Source organism: Photobacterium sp. DNB22_13_2, assembly GCF_052873915.1.
In genome coordinates this window covers 111952-128796 of sequence record NZ_JBNNXU010000009.1, presented here as the reverse complement: position 1 = coordinate 128796, position 16845 = coordinate 111952, and the positions used below count along the sequence as shown (strand labels likewise).

Sequence of the window (16845 nt, the reverse complement as noted above, 5' to 3'; positions counted from 1 at the left end):
GAAATTTTTATGCTTCGTCACTGAACCAGCAAATATTACGAGCAGCCATAATCAGCTCGCCCGCTCTTGCTTCATCGACACCTTCGATATCAGTAAGATCGTCAGTACCCTGATCAGCAAGATCTTCTAGCGTTGCAACGCCTTTCGCGGCCAGCTTAAACGCAAGCTCACGCTCCAAGCCTTCCAGACCCAGTAGATCTTCAGCAGGCTCAATACCTTCAAAAGTCTCTTCCTGAGCAAGGGCAAGCGTGGTTAGCGCTTCTTTCGCGCGGTTACGCAGTTCTTCAACTGTGTCTTCATCCAGGCCATCTACACCCATCAACTCGGCTACTGGTACATAGGCGATTTCTTCAAGCGTAGTGAAACCTTCTTCAACCAATACAGTGGCGAAGTCTGCGTCAATTTCAAGGTGCTTAGTGAACACTTCGATAGACTCTTGGGCTTCTTCTTGGTGTTTCTTCTGAAGATCTTCAACTGTCATTACATTGAGTTCCCAGCCAGTTAGCTGAGATGCCAAGCGAACGTTCTGACCACTACGACCGATTGCCTGAGCAAGGTTATCCTTCTCAACAGCAATATCCATAGTATGGTTGTCTTCATCAACGATGATAGAGCTTACTTCTGCTGGAGCCATCGCATTGATCACATACTGAGCGGCATTTTCATCCCACAGTACGATATCGATACGCTCGCCACCTAGCTCACCAGAGACAGCCTGTACACGTGCACCACGCATACCCACACATGCACCCACAGGGTCAATGCGCTTGTCGTTAGTCTTCACAGCGATCTTGGCACGAGAACCTGGATCACGAGCCGCACCCATCAGTTCAATCATCTCTTCACCGATTTCCGGCACTTCGATGCGGAATAGCTCTGATAGCATCTCAGGCTTAGAGCGAGTCATGAACAATTGGAAACCGCGTGCTTCAGGTCGTACTGCGTACAGAAGACCACGAACACGGTCACCTGGGCGGAAGTTTTCACGTGGCAACTGGTCGTCGCGCTGGATAACAGCTTCTGCATTATTACCAAGGTCAATGATAACAGCATCGCGGTTAACTTTCTTTACTACACCGGTGATTAGCTCACCTTCGTTGTCAATAAACTGTTCAACGATTTGTGCACGCTCAGCTTCACGTACCTTCTGTACGATAACCTGCTTCGCAGTCTGTGTGGTGATTCGGTCGAAAGTCACCGATTCGATTTCATCTTCAACGAAGCCGTCAAGCTCGATGGTTTCATCATCAAACTGGGCTGCTTCCAAAGTGATTTCCAGCGTAGGCTGAGTCACTTCTTCAACCGCTTTCCAGCGACGGAAGGTTTCGAATTCACCAGTCTTACGGTCGATAGCTACGCGAACATCGATTTCCGCTTCGTGTTTTTTCTTCGTTGCTGTTGCCAGTGCGATCTCTAGTGCTTCAAAGATACGCTCACGAGGTACAGCTTTTTCGTTGGATACCGCTTCAACGACAGCCAAGATTTCTTTGTTCATTTCTAATGCCCCAATTTAGCGGTTAGAATTTTGGAACCAGGTTGGCCTTGGAAATATTGCTCAGTGCAAATGTTTCTTCATTGCCATCAACATTTAATGTGACAAGCTCACCTTCAACGGCAACGATATCACCTTTCCACTTACGACGGTTGCCCATCGCCATTTTCAACACCAGGTTGACCTCGTGGCCAATAAACTGTTGGTAATGTGCGGCTTTAAAAAGCGGCCTTTCTAGACCAGGGGAAGAGACCTCCAGGTGATAGGCTACAGTGATTGGATCTTCAACATCCATCACCGCGCTTACCTGGCGGCTTACTTCGGCACAATCATCAACGTTAATACCGTTTTCATGATCGATGAATACTCGCAGTGTTGAGTGTTCACCTGCTCGGATAAATTCCAGACCGACAAGTTCATAGCCTGTCGCCGTTACCGGCGCATCAAGCAGTTCGGTCAATTGCATCTCTAAAGCTGTCAAGACAACCCCCCGGAAACAAAAAAAGGGCTATAAAGCCCAGTAGATACCTGAATGGTCATGTTTCAGATAATAAAAAACCCCGAATTACGGGGTTTTTTATCACTGGACCCTGATTACCACAGCGGGTCGCTGTGATAGAAAAAACAACCTTACTAATAATAGCTGTTTTTTCGGAAAGTGGTTGCGGGGGCCGGATTTGAACCGACGACCTTCGGGTTATGAGCCCGACGAGCTACCAAGCTGCTCCACCCCGCGTCCGTAATCTGATAGCGATTATATCGCTCAGACATCACTCTTTCAAGTGACTAATAATGGTGCCGAGAAGGGGACTTGAACCCCTACACCTTGCGGCACTAGCACCTCATGCTAGCGTGTCTACCAATTTCACCATCTCGGCTAAATTCTTTATTTACTCAGGAATGTCACTGTTAACGGGTGCATTCTGAGTTGGCTCAACAACTTGTTCAGTCGCCGGAGCGCTTAGGTCTTCCCAACCACTTGTTTCGTGTGCCTTTTTGGCGCTCATGTTACCAAGCACTAGGCTAATGACGAAAAAGATAGTCGCAAAAACAGCGGTCATTCGGGTCAAGAAATTTCCAGAGCCGCTCGCGCCAAACAGGGTTCCTGATGCGCCAGCCCCAAATGAAGCTCCCATATCTGCGCCTTTACCTTGCTGAACCAAAACTAGGCCAATAACACCAAGCGCAGCCAACAGATAAATCACAAGTAGAATTTCGTACATGGGTTCCACCTATGGTTAAATTGTTGTGCCGGCTTTGCTTCAGCAGTGCCAGCGCACCCCTTCCATTAGGAGCGGAATGAATACTAGCGAAAGCGCTCTTCACTGACAAGTAAAATCTCTACGAAAACTTAGTTTCTTGAATTACTTGTCGAAGATTTAGACAAAACCGACATCGATTAGTTGAATTTAGGGCTATATCAGCAGTTTTCCTTTACTGCGTCAGCGATCAGCAAGGCTGACTCTTTGACCAGCGCTGCGTCTTCCCCTTCCACCATTACGCGGATCAAAGGTTCGGTGCCTGATTTGCGTAACAATACGCGCCCCTTATCACCGAGTTTAGCTTCAACAGCTGCGGTTGCAGCAACAACTGCATCAGATTCCAACGGATTAGACTCTCCTTCAAAACGGACGTTCTCCAGTACCTGAGGGTACATGGTCATGCCATCCGCCAACTCTTTCAGAGTCATCTTGCTGCCGACAATCGACGCCATCACCTGCAGGCCAGCAACAATACCGTCTCCCGTTGTCACCTTATCCAATAGGATAACGTGACCTGAGTTTTCGGCACCGATCAACCAACCGTGGCTCTTCAGCTCTTCCATCACGTAGCGGTCACCCACCTTGGCACGGACAAACGGGATCCCCAGGTTCTTCAGGGCATTTTCCATACCAAGATTCGTCATCAGCGTACCGACCACACCGCCTTTGAGCTCGCCGCGGCGCAGAGCATCACGGGCAATGATGTAGGCGATCTGATCACCATCAATTTTGTTGCCTTCTTCATCGACCATGATCACACGATCGCCATCACCGTCCAAGGCAATACCAAAGTTTGCTTTCTCTTCCAACACTTTAGCCTGCAAGGCTGCAACGTCGGTGGCGCCAACTTTGTCATTGATATTGGTACCGTTCGGCTCGCAGCCAATGGTGATCACTTCAGCACCCAGCTCTTTGAATACACTCGGGGCAATATGATATGTCGCACCATGGGCGCAATCGACTACGATTTTATAGTTGGACAGATCGTACTTACTAGGGAAAGTACCTTTACAGAACTCGATATAACGGCCAGCAGCGTCGTTGATTCGGTATGCCTTACCCAGCATGGCAGACTCTACGCAAGTCAGGGGCTTATCCATTTCGGCTTCAATCGCCAATTCAACGTCGTCCGGTAGTTTTGTTCCTTCTGATGAGAAGAACTTAATGCCGTTGTCGTAATAAGGGTTGTGCGACGCCGAGATCACAATACCCGCTTCTGCACGAAACGTTCGCGTGAGGTAAGCAACAGCCGGGGTTGGCATTGGACCAGTGAAGGCTGCCTGCAAACCTGCAGCTGCCAAACCGGCTTCCAGTGCGGATTCCAGCATGTAGCCAGAGATACGGGTATCTTTACCGATAATAACTTTCTTGGTGCCCTGCTGGGATAACACACGCCCAGCCGCCCAACCTAGTTTCAATACAAAGTCCGGAGTAATCGGGGCCTTGCCCACCAAACCACGAATCCCGTCGGTACCAAAGTACTTACGCTCAGCCATTATCTGCTCCTAGCAATTAATCTATTTTTTTCCTGCAGCAGGCATTTACTCGCCCCGCAACTGGGACAGTGTCATCTCGCACACTTTGAGGACATCAACGGTCTCTTTCGCATCGTGAACTCTGATGATCTGTGCCCCTTTCATTGCGGCGATAGCAGCGCAGGCAAGGCTACCGGCCAAACAATCGGCCGGTTGTTTATTTAATAATTTGAACACCATCGATTTTCTCGACATCCCAACCAACAGCGGGAGGCCGAAGCGATGGAACTCATCAAGGTGAGCAAGTAACTGGTAATTATGCTCAAGGGTTTTGCCAAACCCATACCCGGGATCCAACAGCAATTGCTCGCGGGGGATCCCAACCAGCTCACAGGCATGAATACGTTCAGCCAAAAAATCACCGACATCGGCAATAACATCTTGGTATGTCGGCTGATGCTGCATTGTACGCGGTTGCCCCTGCATATGCATTACACAAATAGGTACACCGGCTTTAGCGGCAGCCTCAAGCGCATCAGGCTCTTGCAGGGCACGGACATCATTGATCAAATCAGCTCCTGCTGTTACCGCCTCGCTCATCACCTGCGCTTTGCTGGTATCAATCGAAATCCAGCAATCAAAGCGCTGGTGCAGGGCCTCAATCACTGGCACTACCCGCTCAAGCTCCTGATCTGTCCCAACGGCATTGGCCCCTGGCCGCGTTGACTCACCGCCGATATCCAGAATCGACGTCCCCGCCGCCAGCATCTCCTCGGCATGGCGCAAGGCCGCATCCATACGGTTAAAGCGTCCGCCATCTGAAAAAGAATCAGGGGTGACGTTCAAAATCCCCATGGTATGGGGACGGGAAAGATCTAACGTTTTGGTTTTGCTCTTGAGGATCACGTTTACCGCTCCTGGATATTCGGTGTTCTATATGCAAAAAACCCCGAACTAAGTCGGGGTTTTTGATTAGCTAGCAACGATTAGGCTTGTGGCTTGTCGTCTTCTTTGTTCTGTACTGATTGAGTATCAGGTGCTTGCTCAGGTTGCGTTTCGGCTTTTGGCTCAGCCGCCGCTTCCTCTTGCTCAGCAGGCTGCTCATCAGTAACAGCGTCAGCTTTCATGGTGTCGTCTTCGTTACCCCAGCCTTTTGGTGCTCGAATAACTGACTTACGCTCCATCAGGTCATCAATTTGACCAGCATCGATTGTTTCGTACTTCATTAACGCATCTTTCATTGCGTGCATGATATCCATGTTTTGCTCTAGGATTTCACGCGCTCGCTCGTAGTTGCGGTCAATAAGTGTACGAACTTCATTATCGATTAGCTTCGCCGTATCGTCTGACATGTGCTTGCTCTGCGTCACTGAACGGCCAAGGAAAACCTCACCTTCATCTTCAGCATAAAGCAATGGACCAAGCTTTTCAGAGAAGCCCCACTGCGTCACCATCTTACGGGCGATATCAGTCGCGCGCTCGATATCATTCGAGGCACCGGTAGATACTTTTTCAACACCGTAAATCAGTTCTTCAGCGAGTCGGCCACCGTAAAGGCTTGAAATCATTGATTCCAAAAACTCACGGGAGTGACTGACACGATCCTGCTCAGGCAGGTACATGGTTACACCCAGTGCGCGGCCACGAGGAATGATAGAGACCTTATAAACCGGATCGTGATCCGGTACCAAGCGACCGATAATTGCGTGGCCAGCCTCGTGATATGCAGTGGATTCTTTCTGATCGTCCGTCATTACCATAGACTTGCGCTCTGCGCCCATCATGATTTTGTCTTTCGCCAGTTCGAATTCCACCATTGATACAACACGCTTGTTACCACGGGCTGCAAACAATGCTGCTTCATTGACCAAGTTCGCCAAGTCAGCACCCGAGAAACCCGGTGTACCACGAGCGATAAGCTCAGGCTTCACATCACCGTCTAGCGGTACTTTGCGCATGTGAACTTTCAGGATTTGCTCTCGGCCACGTACATCTGGCAGGCCAACCACAACCTGGCGGTCGAAACGACCAGGACGCAATAGTGCAGGGTCCAGTACGTCAGGACGGTTAGTTGCGGCGATAACGATAATACCTTCGTTACCTTCGAAACCATCCATTTCAACCAGCATCTGGTTCAAGGTTTGCTCACGCTCATCGTGACCACCACCAACACCAGCGCCACGCTGACGGCCTACCGCATCAATTTCATCGATAAAGATGATACAAGGTGCAGCTTTTTTCGCTTGCTCGAACATATCGCGGACACGGGATGCACCCACACCAACAAACATTTCAACGAAGTCAGAACCTGAAATAGTAAAGAATGGAACTTTCGCTTCTCCGGCAATGGCTTTCGCCAACAGGGTTTTACCTGTACCAGGAGGACCGACCATCAGGACACCCGTTGGGATCTTACCGCCCAGCTTCTGGAAGCGGCTTGGATCGCGCAGGTAATCCACCAACTCTTTCACGTCTTCTTTGGCTTCATCACAACCCGCTACGTCAGCGAAGGTTGTTTTGATCTGGTCTTCACTCATCATGCGAGCCTTAGACTTACCGAACGACATGGCTCCTTTACCACCGCCGCCCTGCATTTGGCGCATGAAGAAGATCCAGACACCGATGAGCAAGAGCATCGGGAACCAGGATATAAAGATTGAGGCCAGTAGGCTTGGCTCCTCAGGCGGAGTACCCATGACCTTTACGTTAGCGTTAATAAGATCGTCTAACAGCTTTTGGTCGTTAACGACAGGTAGATAAGTGACGTATCGCGTGTTATCACGTTTGAATACGGTAATTTCACGATCATTGAATCGCACTTCCCTTATCTGATCCTGACCGATTTCACGGACAAAGGTTGTATAGTCGACTTGACGGCCAGCACTATCACCGGGACCGAAACTCTGAAAAACAGACATCAGAACCACAGCGATGACCAACCACAAAATCAAGTTTTTTGCCATGTCACTCAAGGTGTTAACCTCGCGATAACTAATAGATGAATTTAGGGTACTACAGTTTGTAACCTGTAGCTACAATATATACCTCACGAGAGCGATCTCGTGAAGAATCTGGCTTACGAATTTTGACTGCCTTGAACATACTACGCACTTCTGCCAGATATTGGTCAAAGCCTTCACCTTGGAAAACCTTCACCGCAAAACTGCCATCAGGCGCAAGTACTTGTCTACACATATCTAATGCTAGTTCAACAAGATACATAGCTCTAGGCTGATCTGAAGCCAAGTTGCCACTCATGTTCGGTGCCATGTCAGATAACACAACATCAACCATGTCCGGCTTGATACGCTCAAGCAGCGCATCCAAGACTGCCTCCTCTCGAAAATCCCCTTGCAGAAAACTCACACCAGGTAGCGAGTCCATTGACAAGATGTCACAGGCAATCACCTGTCCCTCATCACCAACAACCTCTGCTGCATACTGTGACCACCCACCAGGAGCCGCTCCCAAATCGACCACGGTCATGCCGGGCTTCAGTAGCTTATCTTTGTTTTGAATTTCTTCGATTTTAAAAATCGCGCGAGAGCGGTAGCCCTTTTTTTGAGCTTCTAGAACATATTTGTCATCAAAATGTTCCTTCAGCCATCGGCCAGAACTGCCCGAATGTTTTTTCTTACTCATGATTTACCTAATGAGTTTGGGTACTTATCAAGTATACTCAGCAACACCACAAATGGCGTATACTAAACAAATTAGTCATCTAGACTATATGGCGTTAGAATACGCGGTTTTCAACCCTAATTTAATAATAGAGCCGACATGAATCTAAGCACCAAGCAGAAGCAATACCTAAAAGGTCTTGCCCACAACCTAAAGCCTGTTGTCCTAATGGGCGCAAATGGCCTGACTGAAGCCGTGATTGCCGAGATTGAACTGGCACTTAACCACCACGAGCTTATCAAGGTTAAAGTGGCTGCTGAAGAGCGCGAGACCAAGGTTTTGATCGTTGACGCAATTGTTCGCGAAACCAAGGCAGAGAAAGTCCAAGTGATCGGTAAGACACTGGTACTTTACCGCCAGAGCGAAGAACGTAAGATCGAGCTTCCGCGCAAATAAAAAAGGCCGCCGCTGCGGCCTTTTTTATGCCTGTATCATGGCACGGAATGCCATGATCCATTCTTTACTGATACATTTAATAACACTTTAGTAATATTAAATGTAAGCAACTTCCGAAATTTCAAACTCACGCGCACCGCCCGGTGTAGTGATCGTCACTTCATCATCTTGCATTTTACCAATAAGACCTCGGGCAATCGGTGAGTTCACCGAAATACGACCGGCTTTGATATCCGCCTCATCATCACCCACAATCTGGTAAGTCACTTCTTCCTCAGTATCCACATCGATTAGGCTGACTGTCGTACCGAAGATCACTTTACCGGTGTTCTGTATCTTGGTGACATCAATCACCTGCGATACAGACAGCTTGTACTCGATATCACGGATCTGTGCTTCACAGATACCCTGCTCCTCGCGGGCAGCGTGGTATTCGGCATTCTCTTTCAGGTCACCCAACTCACGTGCTTCACCAATGGCCTGTGAAATGATCGGGCGACGCTTCATTAGTACTTCCAGCTCTTCGCGTAGCAGCTTCTCGCCGCGTACCGTCATTGGAATCTTATCCATAACTCTTATTACCTCAACGCCCGTATAGCCACTGCTATTAGGCAAAACAAAGCCAGTTCGACAGGTTAGTCGAACTAGGCGATTACTAATGGGAACACTTCATTCTAAACAAAGATGCCAAAGAGATCATCCTGTTCATTGCGCGGCATAGTTACATTACAGCCGTTACCCCACCTGCGGTAAATCATAAAAATTTCACAATTTATACGCCTAACGCATGCTGTTCAAAATTTATGCGCTGGAGATCACAAAAACACGCATTAAAACAATTCTTTCCAGCTAAAAACACAAGTAATAAAGCCTAAAAATAGCTAAAAACCGCCATTAACACCGAACTTTTTCAACCACAACTAACCACCTGATATAAATACAGTTACCGCACATCAAAGTCATTAAGACCATTAAAATAAAGTATTTTTCAGTTTTTTTTACTAACAGATCGGGCCAGAGACCAGTAAAAAGAACAGCATGCATTTAGCATTGATATGCATACAACAAAATAATTCCAAAAGGATTCGACAATGAACAAGAAACTGATTGCTCTAGCAGTAGCAGCAGCATCAATCTCTTCTGTAGCAACAGCTGCTGAAGTTTACTCTGACGAAACTTCAAGCCTAGCAGTAGGTGGTCGTCTTGAAGCACGTGCTCTTATGTCTGAAGACGCAGCTGGTGATAACCAGGTTTCAGACAAATCACGTGTTCGTATGAACATCGCTGGTAAAACTGACATCACTGATACTGTATACGGTATCGGTTTCTACGAAGGCGAATACACAAGCTCTGGCACTTCTTCAGACAGCGGCAACGTAAACAACCGTCACATCAACGCTGGTATCGGTGGTGATTTCGGTAAAGTTGTTTACGGTAAGACTGACGGCTCTCTAGGCATGATCACTGACTTCACTGATATCATGTCTTACCACGGTAACGAAGCTGGTGGCAAAATTGCTGCTGCTGACCGTACGTCTAACAACCTTGCATACGTTGGTTCTTTTGACATCATGGGTGACAACCTAACTGTTAAAGCTAACTACGCATTCGAAGGCGCTAAAGACACAAACTCTAACGACATTACTACTGCATACGGCGACGGTTACTCTGTTGGTGCAATGTACGTTATGGACATGGGTCTAGGTTTCGGTGCGGGTTACGGTGAGCAAGACGTAAACACAATCGGTGGCCAAAACATCGATGAAACTCAAAAGAACGCATTCGGTGCTATCTCGTACACGTACGGTGACTTCTACGTTTCAGGTCTATACCAAGACTCTCGTAAAACTGAAAACACTGATAAAGTACGCGGTTACGAATTCGCTGCAGCTTATACATACGGCAAAACTGTATTCGTAGCGACTTACAACTACCTTGAAGACAAGACTGACAGCGAAGACATCGCTGATTCATTCGCAGTTGACGCGACTCACTACTTCAACAAGAACTTCCGCACTTACGCATCTTACAAGTTCAACATGCTTGACTCTAAAGATGTTGGTAAAGCAGATGCATCTGACGAGTTCGTTCTAGGTGCACGTTACGACTTCTAATCCAATTTGGATATAGAGCGTTAACACAGCCTTTTCTAAGCACCGGCCTTCTGGCCGGTGTTTTTTTATCTCAAGTCCAGAAAATAAAACCTTTGCTCCCCCCCGCCCAAAACAAGCTTTCCTATCTCTGACTTTTTATCTGCCCCATATTGTTTATCATGGTCACTCTGATATTCAAACGTTCATATTCAAAATCTAATGTTCAATAACTTATTGTTCCAATACTAGGGCCGCACATGCATCTGCCATTTCGTCTTTTGCTTATTACCGTAAGCCTATCGCTGCTTCCTCACATCGCTGTTGCCAGTACAAACAATGCCGTGCCACCACCAACGGCACCTAAATCTTATCATCCAGATTTTCGCTCGCTGCCCAGCGGCCACGATACCTCCCTTTTAGTCGCGGATGCCAAAACAGGTAAGGTGCTCTACTCACAGCGGGAAAACCAATTCCAGCCACCGGCCAGTACCCAAAAAATGGTGACAGCACTGGCTGCCCAGCTATACCTCGGTAAAGATTTCCGCTTTACCACCCAGCTAGAGCGGCAAGGGGATGATATCGTCCTACGCTTCAGTGGTGATCCCTCTTTTTCACGAAAGCAGCTCACAGGGCTACTGGGTAAGCTCAAGGCACATTCCGGTAGCATCATTAAAGGGGATCTACTACTTAACGGCAGTCAGTTCAGTGGCTATGAGCAGGCACCCGGCTGGCCGTGGGATATTCTGGGGGTATGTTATAGCGCGCCGTCAAGCAGCCTGAGCCTTGAGCACAACTGCGTACAAGGAGCGTTATACAGCAATCGCCAAGTCGGTGAGAAGACTAGAGTTAATATTCCCAGCCACCAACCACTGACGGTCACCACCGATGCGCTGGTGACAACTAAAGATAGGCAGAAAGCCAGCCACTGTGATCTAGAGCTGATAGATAAAGGAAGTAACCACTATCACTTGAGCGGCTGCCTGGTTAAGCGCGACAAACCGCTACCGCTCAATTTTGCCGTACAAGACACCGAGGCCTATATCAGCCAAGTGATCACGGCTGAATTTAAACGCCTCGGTATAAAACTAGAAGGCCAAGTAAAGCGTGATGACAAGGCGACCGTCACAAAGGGCAAGGTCATTGCGACCCACCGGTCAGCACCGCTGAACGAATTGCTCGACCACATGGTCAAAAAATCCGATAACTTGTATGCCGACAATATCGCCAAGACATTAGGCGCTGAGTATTTCAACCAGCCGGGCAGTTTTTCAAATGGCAGCAAGGCTATAAAAGCGGTCCTCAAGCAGGAAGCCAATATCGATCTAGAGCGTACAGTGATGGTCGATGGTTCAGGCCTGTCGCGCAACAACCGAATGACAACAAGCCAAATGATGGAAGTGATCACTTACATTTACCAGCATAACGATGAGTTAGATCTACTGGCGACCATGCCCGTTAGTGGTCAGAGCGGTACCCTGCGCTACCGCCAGAGTCTTCGCCAACAACCACTGAAGGGAAAGATCCGCGCCAAGAGCGGCTCACTATACGGCACCTATAACCTTGCCGGAATGCTGACAACCCAATCAGGTAATACCCTGCTTTTTGTCCAGATGGTGAGTAACTACTTTCCGCCAGAGCGCGATGAAAGCCTACCGGCTATTGCGCCGCCGATCGAAACGTTCGAGCGTACGCTATACCAAAGCCTATACAAGCAGTATTGATGCTGACAGATGTTAACGACGAAATAACCTGAATAAAAAAGCGAGTGACTCATCGTCACTCGCTTTTTATGGTCTAAATATTGAGGCAGTTTGAACTAGGCCAGCGCTAGGAATGCATTGACCGTCTTGAAGTAGATGATCATACCGGTAATATCGACTACCGATGCCAATACCGGGCTCACCAGTACCGCAGGGTCAAGCTTGGCTGCACGGGCAATCATCGGCAGTACACCGCCTACCGTTGTCGACAGCACAACTTGCAAGGAAATTGCTACCCCGATGGCCATCGAGATATCCATCAGCTCCATACCGATAGGTAACGAAGAGCCATCGCTGAACATCATCACGCGCCCCATGATAACAGCCGCCAAGACGCCAGCGATCACCAACGCGACTCGGAATTCCTTCCACATGACCTTCACCCAATCCCGGCACCGTATCTCTTCCATTGCCAGAGCCCTCACAACCAGGGTCGCAGCCTGAGAGCCGGTGTTACCACCAGCTGCCGCAATCACTGGCATGTACACAGCCAATAACACCAGTTGGCTCAGGGTATCTTCGTAGTGAGAGATGATAAGGCCCGATACAATACCCAACAACGCCAGGCCAACTATCCAGCCAATACGCTCACGAACATGGCTGAATACACTGTTTTGCAGGTAGTGGCCCGCAGGCTCAGCTTCCGAGCAAATCAAGCCAAGGCCGTTAGCCAGGTGACGCATGCAGACTTCTTCATCCATATCATCAAGCAGATCCAACAAGATCTGTACATGGCGAAGAGGGATTTCATGCAAAATTGCAATCGCTTCTGAAATAGGCATCTTAACCAGCAATTTGGCCTGCTCTTCGATGTCATATTTCAAAAACGCGTTGCGTACGGCCAGAACATCGTTCTGAGCCAAGTTTTCATTTAACAGTGCAGCATCAGCTGCATAGTTCATTACCGCCATGGCGAATCTCCCGATTAGCTAACAGTAACGACCACCAGAACCCGCTATAACACGATGGGAATGTGCTAGTCCCTATCTGCAAAAGGCAATATCAAAGCCGATTTGAAGACAGCAAAAAGCCTGTCATTCACCACACATTGGCGAGATTCTATATTGAGTTAATGGCTGGGAAAACCGAGGAAAAGTTTGTTTGAAAAGGGTCATCAAAAGATGAGAAAGAACAGACTATTCCGAACCTGAGGGCAGTTCGGAATCATAGGAGACCGACACCGTTAACAGGTTTGATTTTCCACCTTCATACTCGGGGGATGGTCGGTATCGTTCATCTAAGTCTCCAAAAAATAAGTATCGCTTATGCGACGCGGCTAATTGTACGCGCTTCAGTTGAGTGTTGCAAAAGGATTTTCAATCACAAATGACACAAAGTATTAATGACATCACAGTTATACAACACCATGACAGTTAGGTGAATTCTGCTTCCTGATAGATAACAAAACGGCCTGCATTAGCAGGCCGTTTTGGCACTATTTCGCGCTAGCTAAAACAGTGATTACGCGTTTTTGATACGAGCATGTAGCTCTTGTACTGAGGTTACCTTATTACGGTCATCAGCACTCCAAGCCATACACGTTGCAAAGGCAGCGTTCAGTGTCGTGGTGTAGTTCACCTTCTCAGCCAAGGCACCGCGACGTAGGACTTTCGAGTCTTCAATCGCCTGACGGCCTTCCGCCGTGTTCACAATGTACGAGTACTCGTTGTTCTTGATACGGTCAAGAATATGAGGACGGCCTTCGTGTACTTTGTTCACCAAGCGAGGGTTGATACCGGCCTCACCAAGCACGACGGCAGTACCGTGCGTTGCGTCAAGCTCGTAGCCTTGCTTAACCAGCTTTGACGCTAGGTCAACCACACGTTGCTTGTCATTACCGCGAACAGACAATAGAGCACGTCCCTTCGCTTGTTTCTCTTTACCACAGCCAAGTTCAGCTTTGGCAAACGCTTCTGCAAACGTATCGCCAACACCCATAACCTCACCGGTAGAGCGCATTTCAGGGCCAAGCAGTGGGTCAACACCCGGGAACTTGTTGAACGGCAGTACCACTTCTTTTACAGAGTAGTATGGCGGGATGATCTCTTTGGTAAAGCCCTGCGACTCTAGAGACTGACCAGCCATTACACGTGCAGCGATTTTCGCCAGCGGTGCGCCAGTTGCCTTCGATACGAATGGTACCGTACGAGCAGCACGCGGGTTAACTTCAATCAGGTAGACTTCATTGTCTTTAACCGCGAACTGGGTGTTCATCAGACCACGTACGCCCAATTCGAACGCTAGCTTTTCAACTTGCTGGCGCATCACATCTTGGATTTCTTGGCTTAGCGTATACGCTGGTAGCGAACATGCTGAGTCACCTGAGTGAACACCTGCCTGCTCGATGTGCTCCATGATACCACCGATAACCACACGCTCACCGTCGCAGATAGCATCAACGTCAACTTCGATTGCATCATCAAGGAAACGGTCTAGTAGTACCGGTGATTCATTCGATACGCTGACCGCTTCGTTGAAGTAACGACGTAGGTCTTGCTCATCGTATACGATTTCCATCGCACGGCCACCTAGGACGTATGATGGGCGAACAACCAGAGGGAAACCAATTTCTTTTGATTTCTCAACAGCCTGCTCCATTGTCGTTACGGTCGCATTTTCTGGCTGTAGCAGGCCAAGGCGCTCAACAGCAGCCTGGAAACGCTCACGGTCTTCTGCACGGTCAATTGCATCAGGGCTGGTACCGATAATCGGTACACCTGCCGCTTCCAGTGCACGTGCCAGTTTCAGTGGTGTTTGACCACCGTATTGAACGATAACGCCTTTTGGCTTCTCGACACGTACGATAGCAAGTACATCTTCCAGTGTTACCGGTTCGAAGTACAGACGGTCAGATGTGTCATAGTCAGTCGAAACTGTCTCTGGGTTACAGTTAACCATGATGGTTTCATAACCGTCTTCACGCAGTGCTAGTGAAGCGTGAACACAGCAGTAATCGAACTCGATACCCTGACCGATACGGTTTGGACCACCGCCCAATACCATGATTTTGTCTTTGTCTGTCGGCTGTGATTCACACTCTTCATCGTAAGATGAGTACATGTACGCCGTGTCCGAAGAGAATTCAGCGGCACAGGTATCTACACGCTTGTAGACTGGGTGGATGTCAAACTGGTCACGCAGTTTGCGGATTTCAGATTCAGCAACGCCTAGCAATGCTGCAAGACGAGCATCAGCAAAGCCTTTACGCTTCAGCTTACGAAGTACGTCTGCATTCAAGCCAGCGAAACCACCGTCCTTAATTGCTTGTTCTTCTTTTACAATATCTTCGATTTGTACCAGGAACCAACGGTCAACATTGGTCAGGTTGAATACGCCATCCACTGACATACCAGCACGGAAAGCATCGGCGATGTACCAAATACGCTCACAACCTGCATCTTTTAGTTCATGACGAATGGTTGTTAGTGCATCTGGTGCGTCTAAATCAACCATTTCATCAAAGCCGTTTGCACCGACTTCTAGGCCGCGTAGGGCTTTTTGCATTGATTCTTGCTGGTTACGGCCAATCGCCATCACTTCACCAACTGACTTCATCTGCGTGGTCAGACGGTCGTTAGCACCGGCAAATTTCTCGAAGTTGAAACGAGGGATCTTAGTCACAACGTAGTCAATGGTTGGCTCGAACGAAGCGGGTGTTGCGCCACCAGTGATATCGTTCATCAGCTCGTCTAGAGTAAAGCCGATAGCCAGTTTCGCTGCCACTTTGGCAATCGGGAAACCTGTCGCCTTCGATGCCAGTGCAGAAGAGCGAGATACACGCGGGTTCATCTCGATGATAACCATACGGCCATCTTTCGGGTTGATACCAAACTGTACGTTCGAACCACCGGTCTCAACACCAATTTCGCGCAATACCGCTAGCGATGCATTACGCATCAGCTGATATTCTTTGTCTGTCAGTGTTTGTGCCGGAGCTACGGTGATGGAGTCACCAGTATGAATACCCATGGCATCGAAGTTTTCAATCGTACAAACAATGATACAGTTATCATTCTTGTCACGAACCACTTCTGTTTCGTACTCTTTCCAGCCGATCAATGATTCATCGATAAGCAGTTCGTTTGTCGGTGACAAATCCAAGCCACGGCGACAAATTTCTTCGAACTCTTCTTTGTTATAGGCGATACCACCACCGGTACCACCCATGGTGAACGATGGACGGATGATACAAGGGAAGCCAACCATATCGAGAACTTTGTAAGCTTCTTCCATCGTTTTCGCGGTATCAGCACGCGGACACTCAAGGCCAATAGACTTCATCGCTTTATCGAAGCGAGAACGGTCTTCGGCTTTATCAATCGCGTCAGCCGTGGCACCAATCATTTCCACGCCGAACTCTTCCAGTACGCCGTGCTTCTCAAGATCAAGCGCACAGTTCAGTGCAGTCTGGCCACCCATAGTAGGAAGGACGGCATCCGGACGCTCTTTTTCGATGATCTTGCGTACCACTTCCCAGTGGATTGGCTCGATGTAAGTAGCATCGGCCATTTCTGGATCAGTCATGATGGTTGCTGGGTTCGAGTTAACCAGGATAACTCGGTAGCCTTCTTCACGCAGGGCTTTACAAGCCTGAGCGCCTGAGTAGTCGAACTCACACGCCTGGCCGATAACGATCGGGCCAGCACCTAGGATTAGAACACTTTGAATATCTGTACGTTTTGGCAT

13 protein-coding genes and 2 tRNA genes are annotated in these 16845 nt (G+C 48.5%); 3 read left to right on the top strand and 12 right to left on the bottom strand.

Annotation, left to right across the window (positions count from 1 at the left end; translation table 11 throughout):
- Window positions 1–7: 7 nt before the first annotated feature.
- The 9 genes from nusA to rlmE form a co-directional block, all read right to left on the bottom strand.
- Window positions 8–1495, bottom strand: a complete 1488-nt coding sequence (nusA, locus tag ACVA58_RS14915; protein ID WP_446511220.1) for a transcription termination factor NusA — start codon at window positions 1493–1495, stop codon at window positions 8–10.
- A gap of 22 nt (window positions 1496–1517) precedes the next feature.
- On the bottom strand, window positions 1518–1973 hold the full coding sequence (rimP, locus tag ACVA58_RS14910; RefSeq protein WP_255041950.1) for a ribosome maturation factor RimP: 456 nt from the start codon (window positions 1971–1973) through the stop codon (window positions 1518–1520).
- A 178-nt stretch (window positions 1974–2151) separates the two neighbouring features.
- Window positions 2152–2228 (bottom strand) — tRNA-Met (locus ACVA58_RS14905).
- A gap of 57 nt (window positions 2229–2285) precedes the next feature.
- Window positions 2286–2370: transfer RNA gene (locus ACVA58_RS14900), tRNA-Leu, on the bottom strand.
- A gap of 12 nt (window positions 2371–2382) precedes the next feature.
- Complete coding sequence (gene secG / locus ACVA58_RS14895) at window positions 2383–2715, bottom strand: preprotein translocase subunit SecG (RefSeq protein ID WP_446511219.1); 333 nt, start codon at window positions 2713–2715, stop codon at window positions 2383–2385.
- Window positions 2716–2912: 197 nt separating this feature from the next.
- Window positions 2913–4250, bottom strand: a complete 1338-nt coding sequence (glmM, locus tag ACVA58_RS14890; protein WP_446511218.1) for a phosphoglucosamine mutase — start codon at window positions 4248–4250, stop codon at window positions 2913–2915.
- A 45-nt stretch (window positions 4251–4295) separates the two neighbouring features.
- Entirely contained in the window at window positions 4296–5135 is an 840-nt protein-coding gene (gene folP, locus ACVA58_RS14885; protein WP_446511217.1) for a dihydropteroate synthase, read from the bottom strand.
- A gap of 80 nt (window positions 5136–5215) precedes the next feature.
- Entirely contained in the window at window positions 5216–7192 is a 1977-nt protein-coding gene (ftsH, locus tag ACVA58_RS14880) for an ATP-dependent zinc metalloprotease FtsH (RefSeq protein WP_446511263.1), read from the bottom strand.
- A gap of 49 nt (window positions 7193–7241) precedes the next feature.
- A complete protein-coding gene (gene rlmE / locus ACVA58_RS14875) occupies window positions 7242–7871 on the bottom strand; it encodes a 23S rRNA (uridine(2552)-2'-O)-methyltransferase RlmE (RefSeq protein WP_255041945.1) in 630 nt (209 codons plus the stop codon).
- 138 nt (window positions 7872–8009) lie between these two features.
- Between rlmE and yhbY the strand changes: the two genes are divergently transcribed.
- Complete coding sequence (yhbY, locus tag ACVA58_RS14870; RefSeq protein WP_107300350.1) at window positions 8010–8306, top strand: ribosome assembly RNA-binding protein YhbY; 297 nt, start codon at window positions 8010–8012, stop codon at window positions 8304–8306.
- A gap of 96 nt (window positions 8307–8402) precedes the next feature.
- Here the strand turns inward: yhbY and greA are convergent, their stop codons facing one another.
- Entirely contained in the window at window positions 8403–8876 is a 474-nt protein-coding gene (greA, locus tag ACVA58_RS14865) for a transcription elongation factor GreA (protein WP_255041943.1), read from the bottom strand.
- Window positions 8877–9397: 521 nt separating this feature from the next.
- Between greA and ACVA58_RS14860 the strand changes: the two genes are divergently transcribed.
- Together ACVA58_RS14860 and dacB are read left to right on the top strand one after the other, a co-directional pair.
- Window positions 9398–10420: a porin gene (locus ACVA58_RS14860; protein ID WP_446511216.1), complete on the top strand. Its 1023-nt coding sequence runs from the start codon at window positions 9398–9400 to the stop codon at window positions 10418–10420.
- A 236-nt stretch (window positions 10421–10656) separates the two neighbouring features.
- Window positions 10657–12120 (top strand): serine-type D-Ala-D-Ala carboxypeptidase, encoded by a 1464-nt coding sequence (dacB, locus tag ACVA58_RS14855; protein ID WP_446511215.1) that lies wholly within the window; start codon window positions 10657–10659, stop codon window positions 12118–12120.
- A 95-nt stretch (window positions 12121–12215) separates the two neighbouring features.
- Here dacB and ACVA58_RS14850 read toward each other — a convergent pair whose 3' ends face one another.
- Both ACVA58_RS14850 and carB read right to left on the bottom strand, forming a co-directional pair.
- A complete protein-coding gene (locus ACVA58_RS14850) occupies window positions 12216–13070 on the bottom strand; it encodes a magnesium transporter (protein ID WP_446511214.1) in 855 nt (284 codons plus the stop codon).
- A gap of 550 nt (window positions 13071–13620) precedes the next feature.
- Window positions 13621–16845, bottom strand: coding sequence for a carbamoyl-phosphate synthase large subunit (gene carB, locus ACVA58_RS14845; protein ID WP_446511213.1), 3225 nt, complete (start codon window positions 16843–16845; stop codon window positions 13621–13623).

Excerpts from the sequence above, each read along its gene's own strand:
- secG (WP_446511219.1), bottom strand. The coding sequence starts at position 2,715 with ATGTACGAAATTCTACTTGTGATTTATCTGTTGGCTGCGCTTGGTGTT.
- dacB (WP_446511215.1), top strand. The coding sequence starts at position 10,657 with ATGCATCTGCCATTTCGTCTTTTGCTTATTACCGTAAGCCTATCGCTG.
- ACVA58_RS14850 (WP_446511214.1), bottom strand. The coding sequence starts at position 13,070 with ATGGCGGTAATGAACTATGCAGCTGATGCTGCACTGTTAAATGAAAAC.
- carB (WP_446511213.1), bottom strand. The coding sequence starts at position 16,845 with ATGCCAAAACGTACAGATATTCAAAGTGTTCTAATCCTAGGTGCTGGC.
- yhbY (WP_107300350.1), top strand. The coding sequence starts at position 8,010 with ATGAATCTAAGCACCAAGCAGAAGCAATACCTAAAAGGTCTTGCCCAC.
- ftsH (WP_446511263.1), bottom strand. The coding sequence starts at position 7,192 with ATGGCAAAAAACTTGATTTTGTGGTTGGTCATCGCTGTGGTTCTGATG.
- ACVA58_RS14860 (WP_446511216.1), top strand. The coding sequence starts at position 9,398 with ATGAACAAGAAACTGATTGCTCTAGCAGTAGCAGCAGCATCAATCTCT.
- greA (WP_255041943.1), bottom strand. The coding sequence starts at position 8,876 with ATGGATAAGATTCCAATGACGGTACGCGGCGAGAAGCTGCTACGCGAA.
- rlmE (WP_255041945.1), bottom strand. The coding sequence starts at position 7,871 with ATGAGTAAGAAAAAACATTCGGGCAGTTCTGGCCGATGGCTGAAGGAA.
- glmM (WP_446511218.1), bottom strand. The coding sequence starts at position 4,250 with ATGGCTGAGCGTAAGTACTTTGGTACCGACGGGATTCGTGGTTTGGTG.
- nusA (WP_446511220.1), bottom strand. The coding sequence starts at position 1,495 with ATGAACAAAGAAATCTTGGCTGTCGTTGAAGCGGTATCCAACGAAAAA.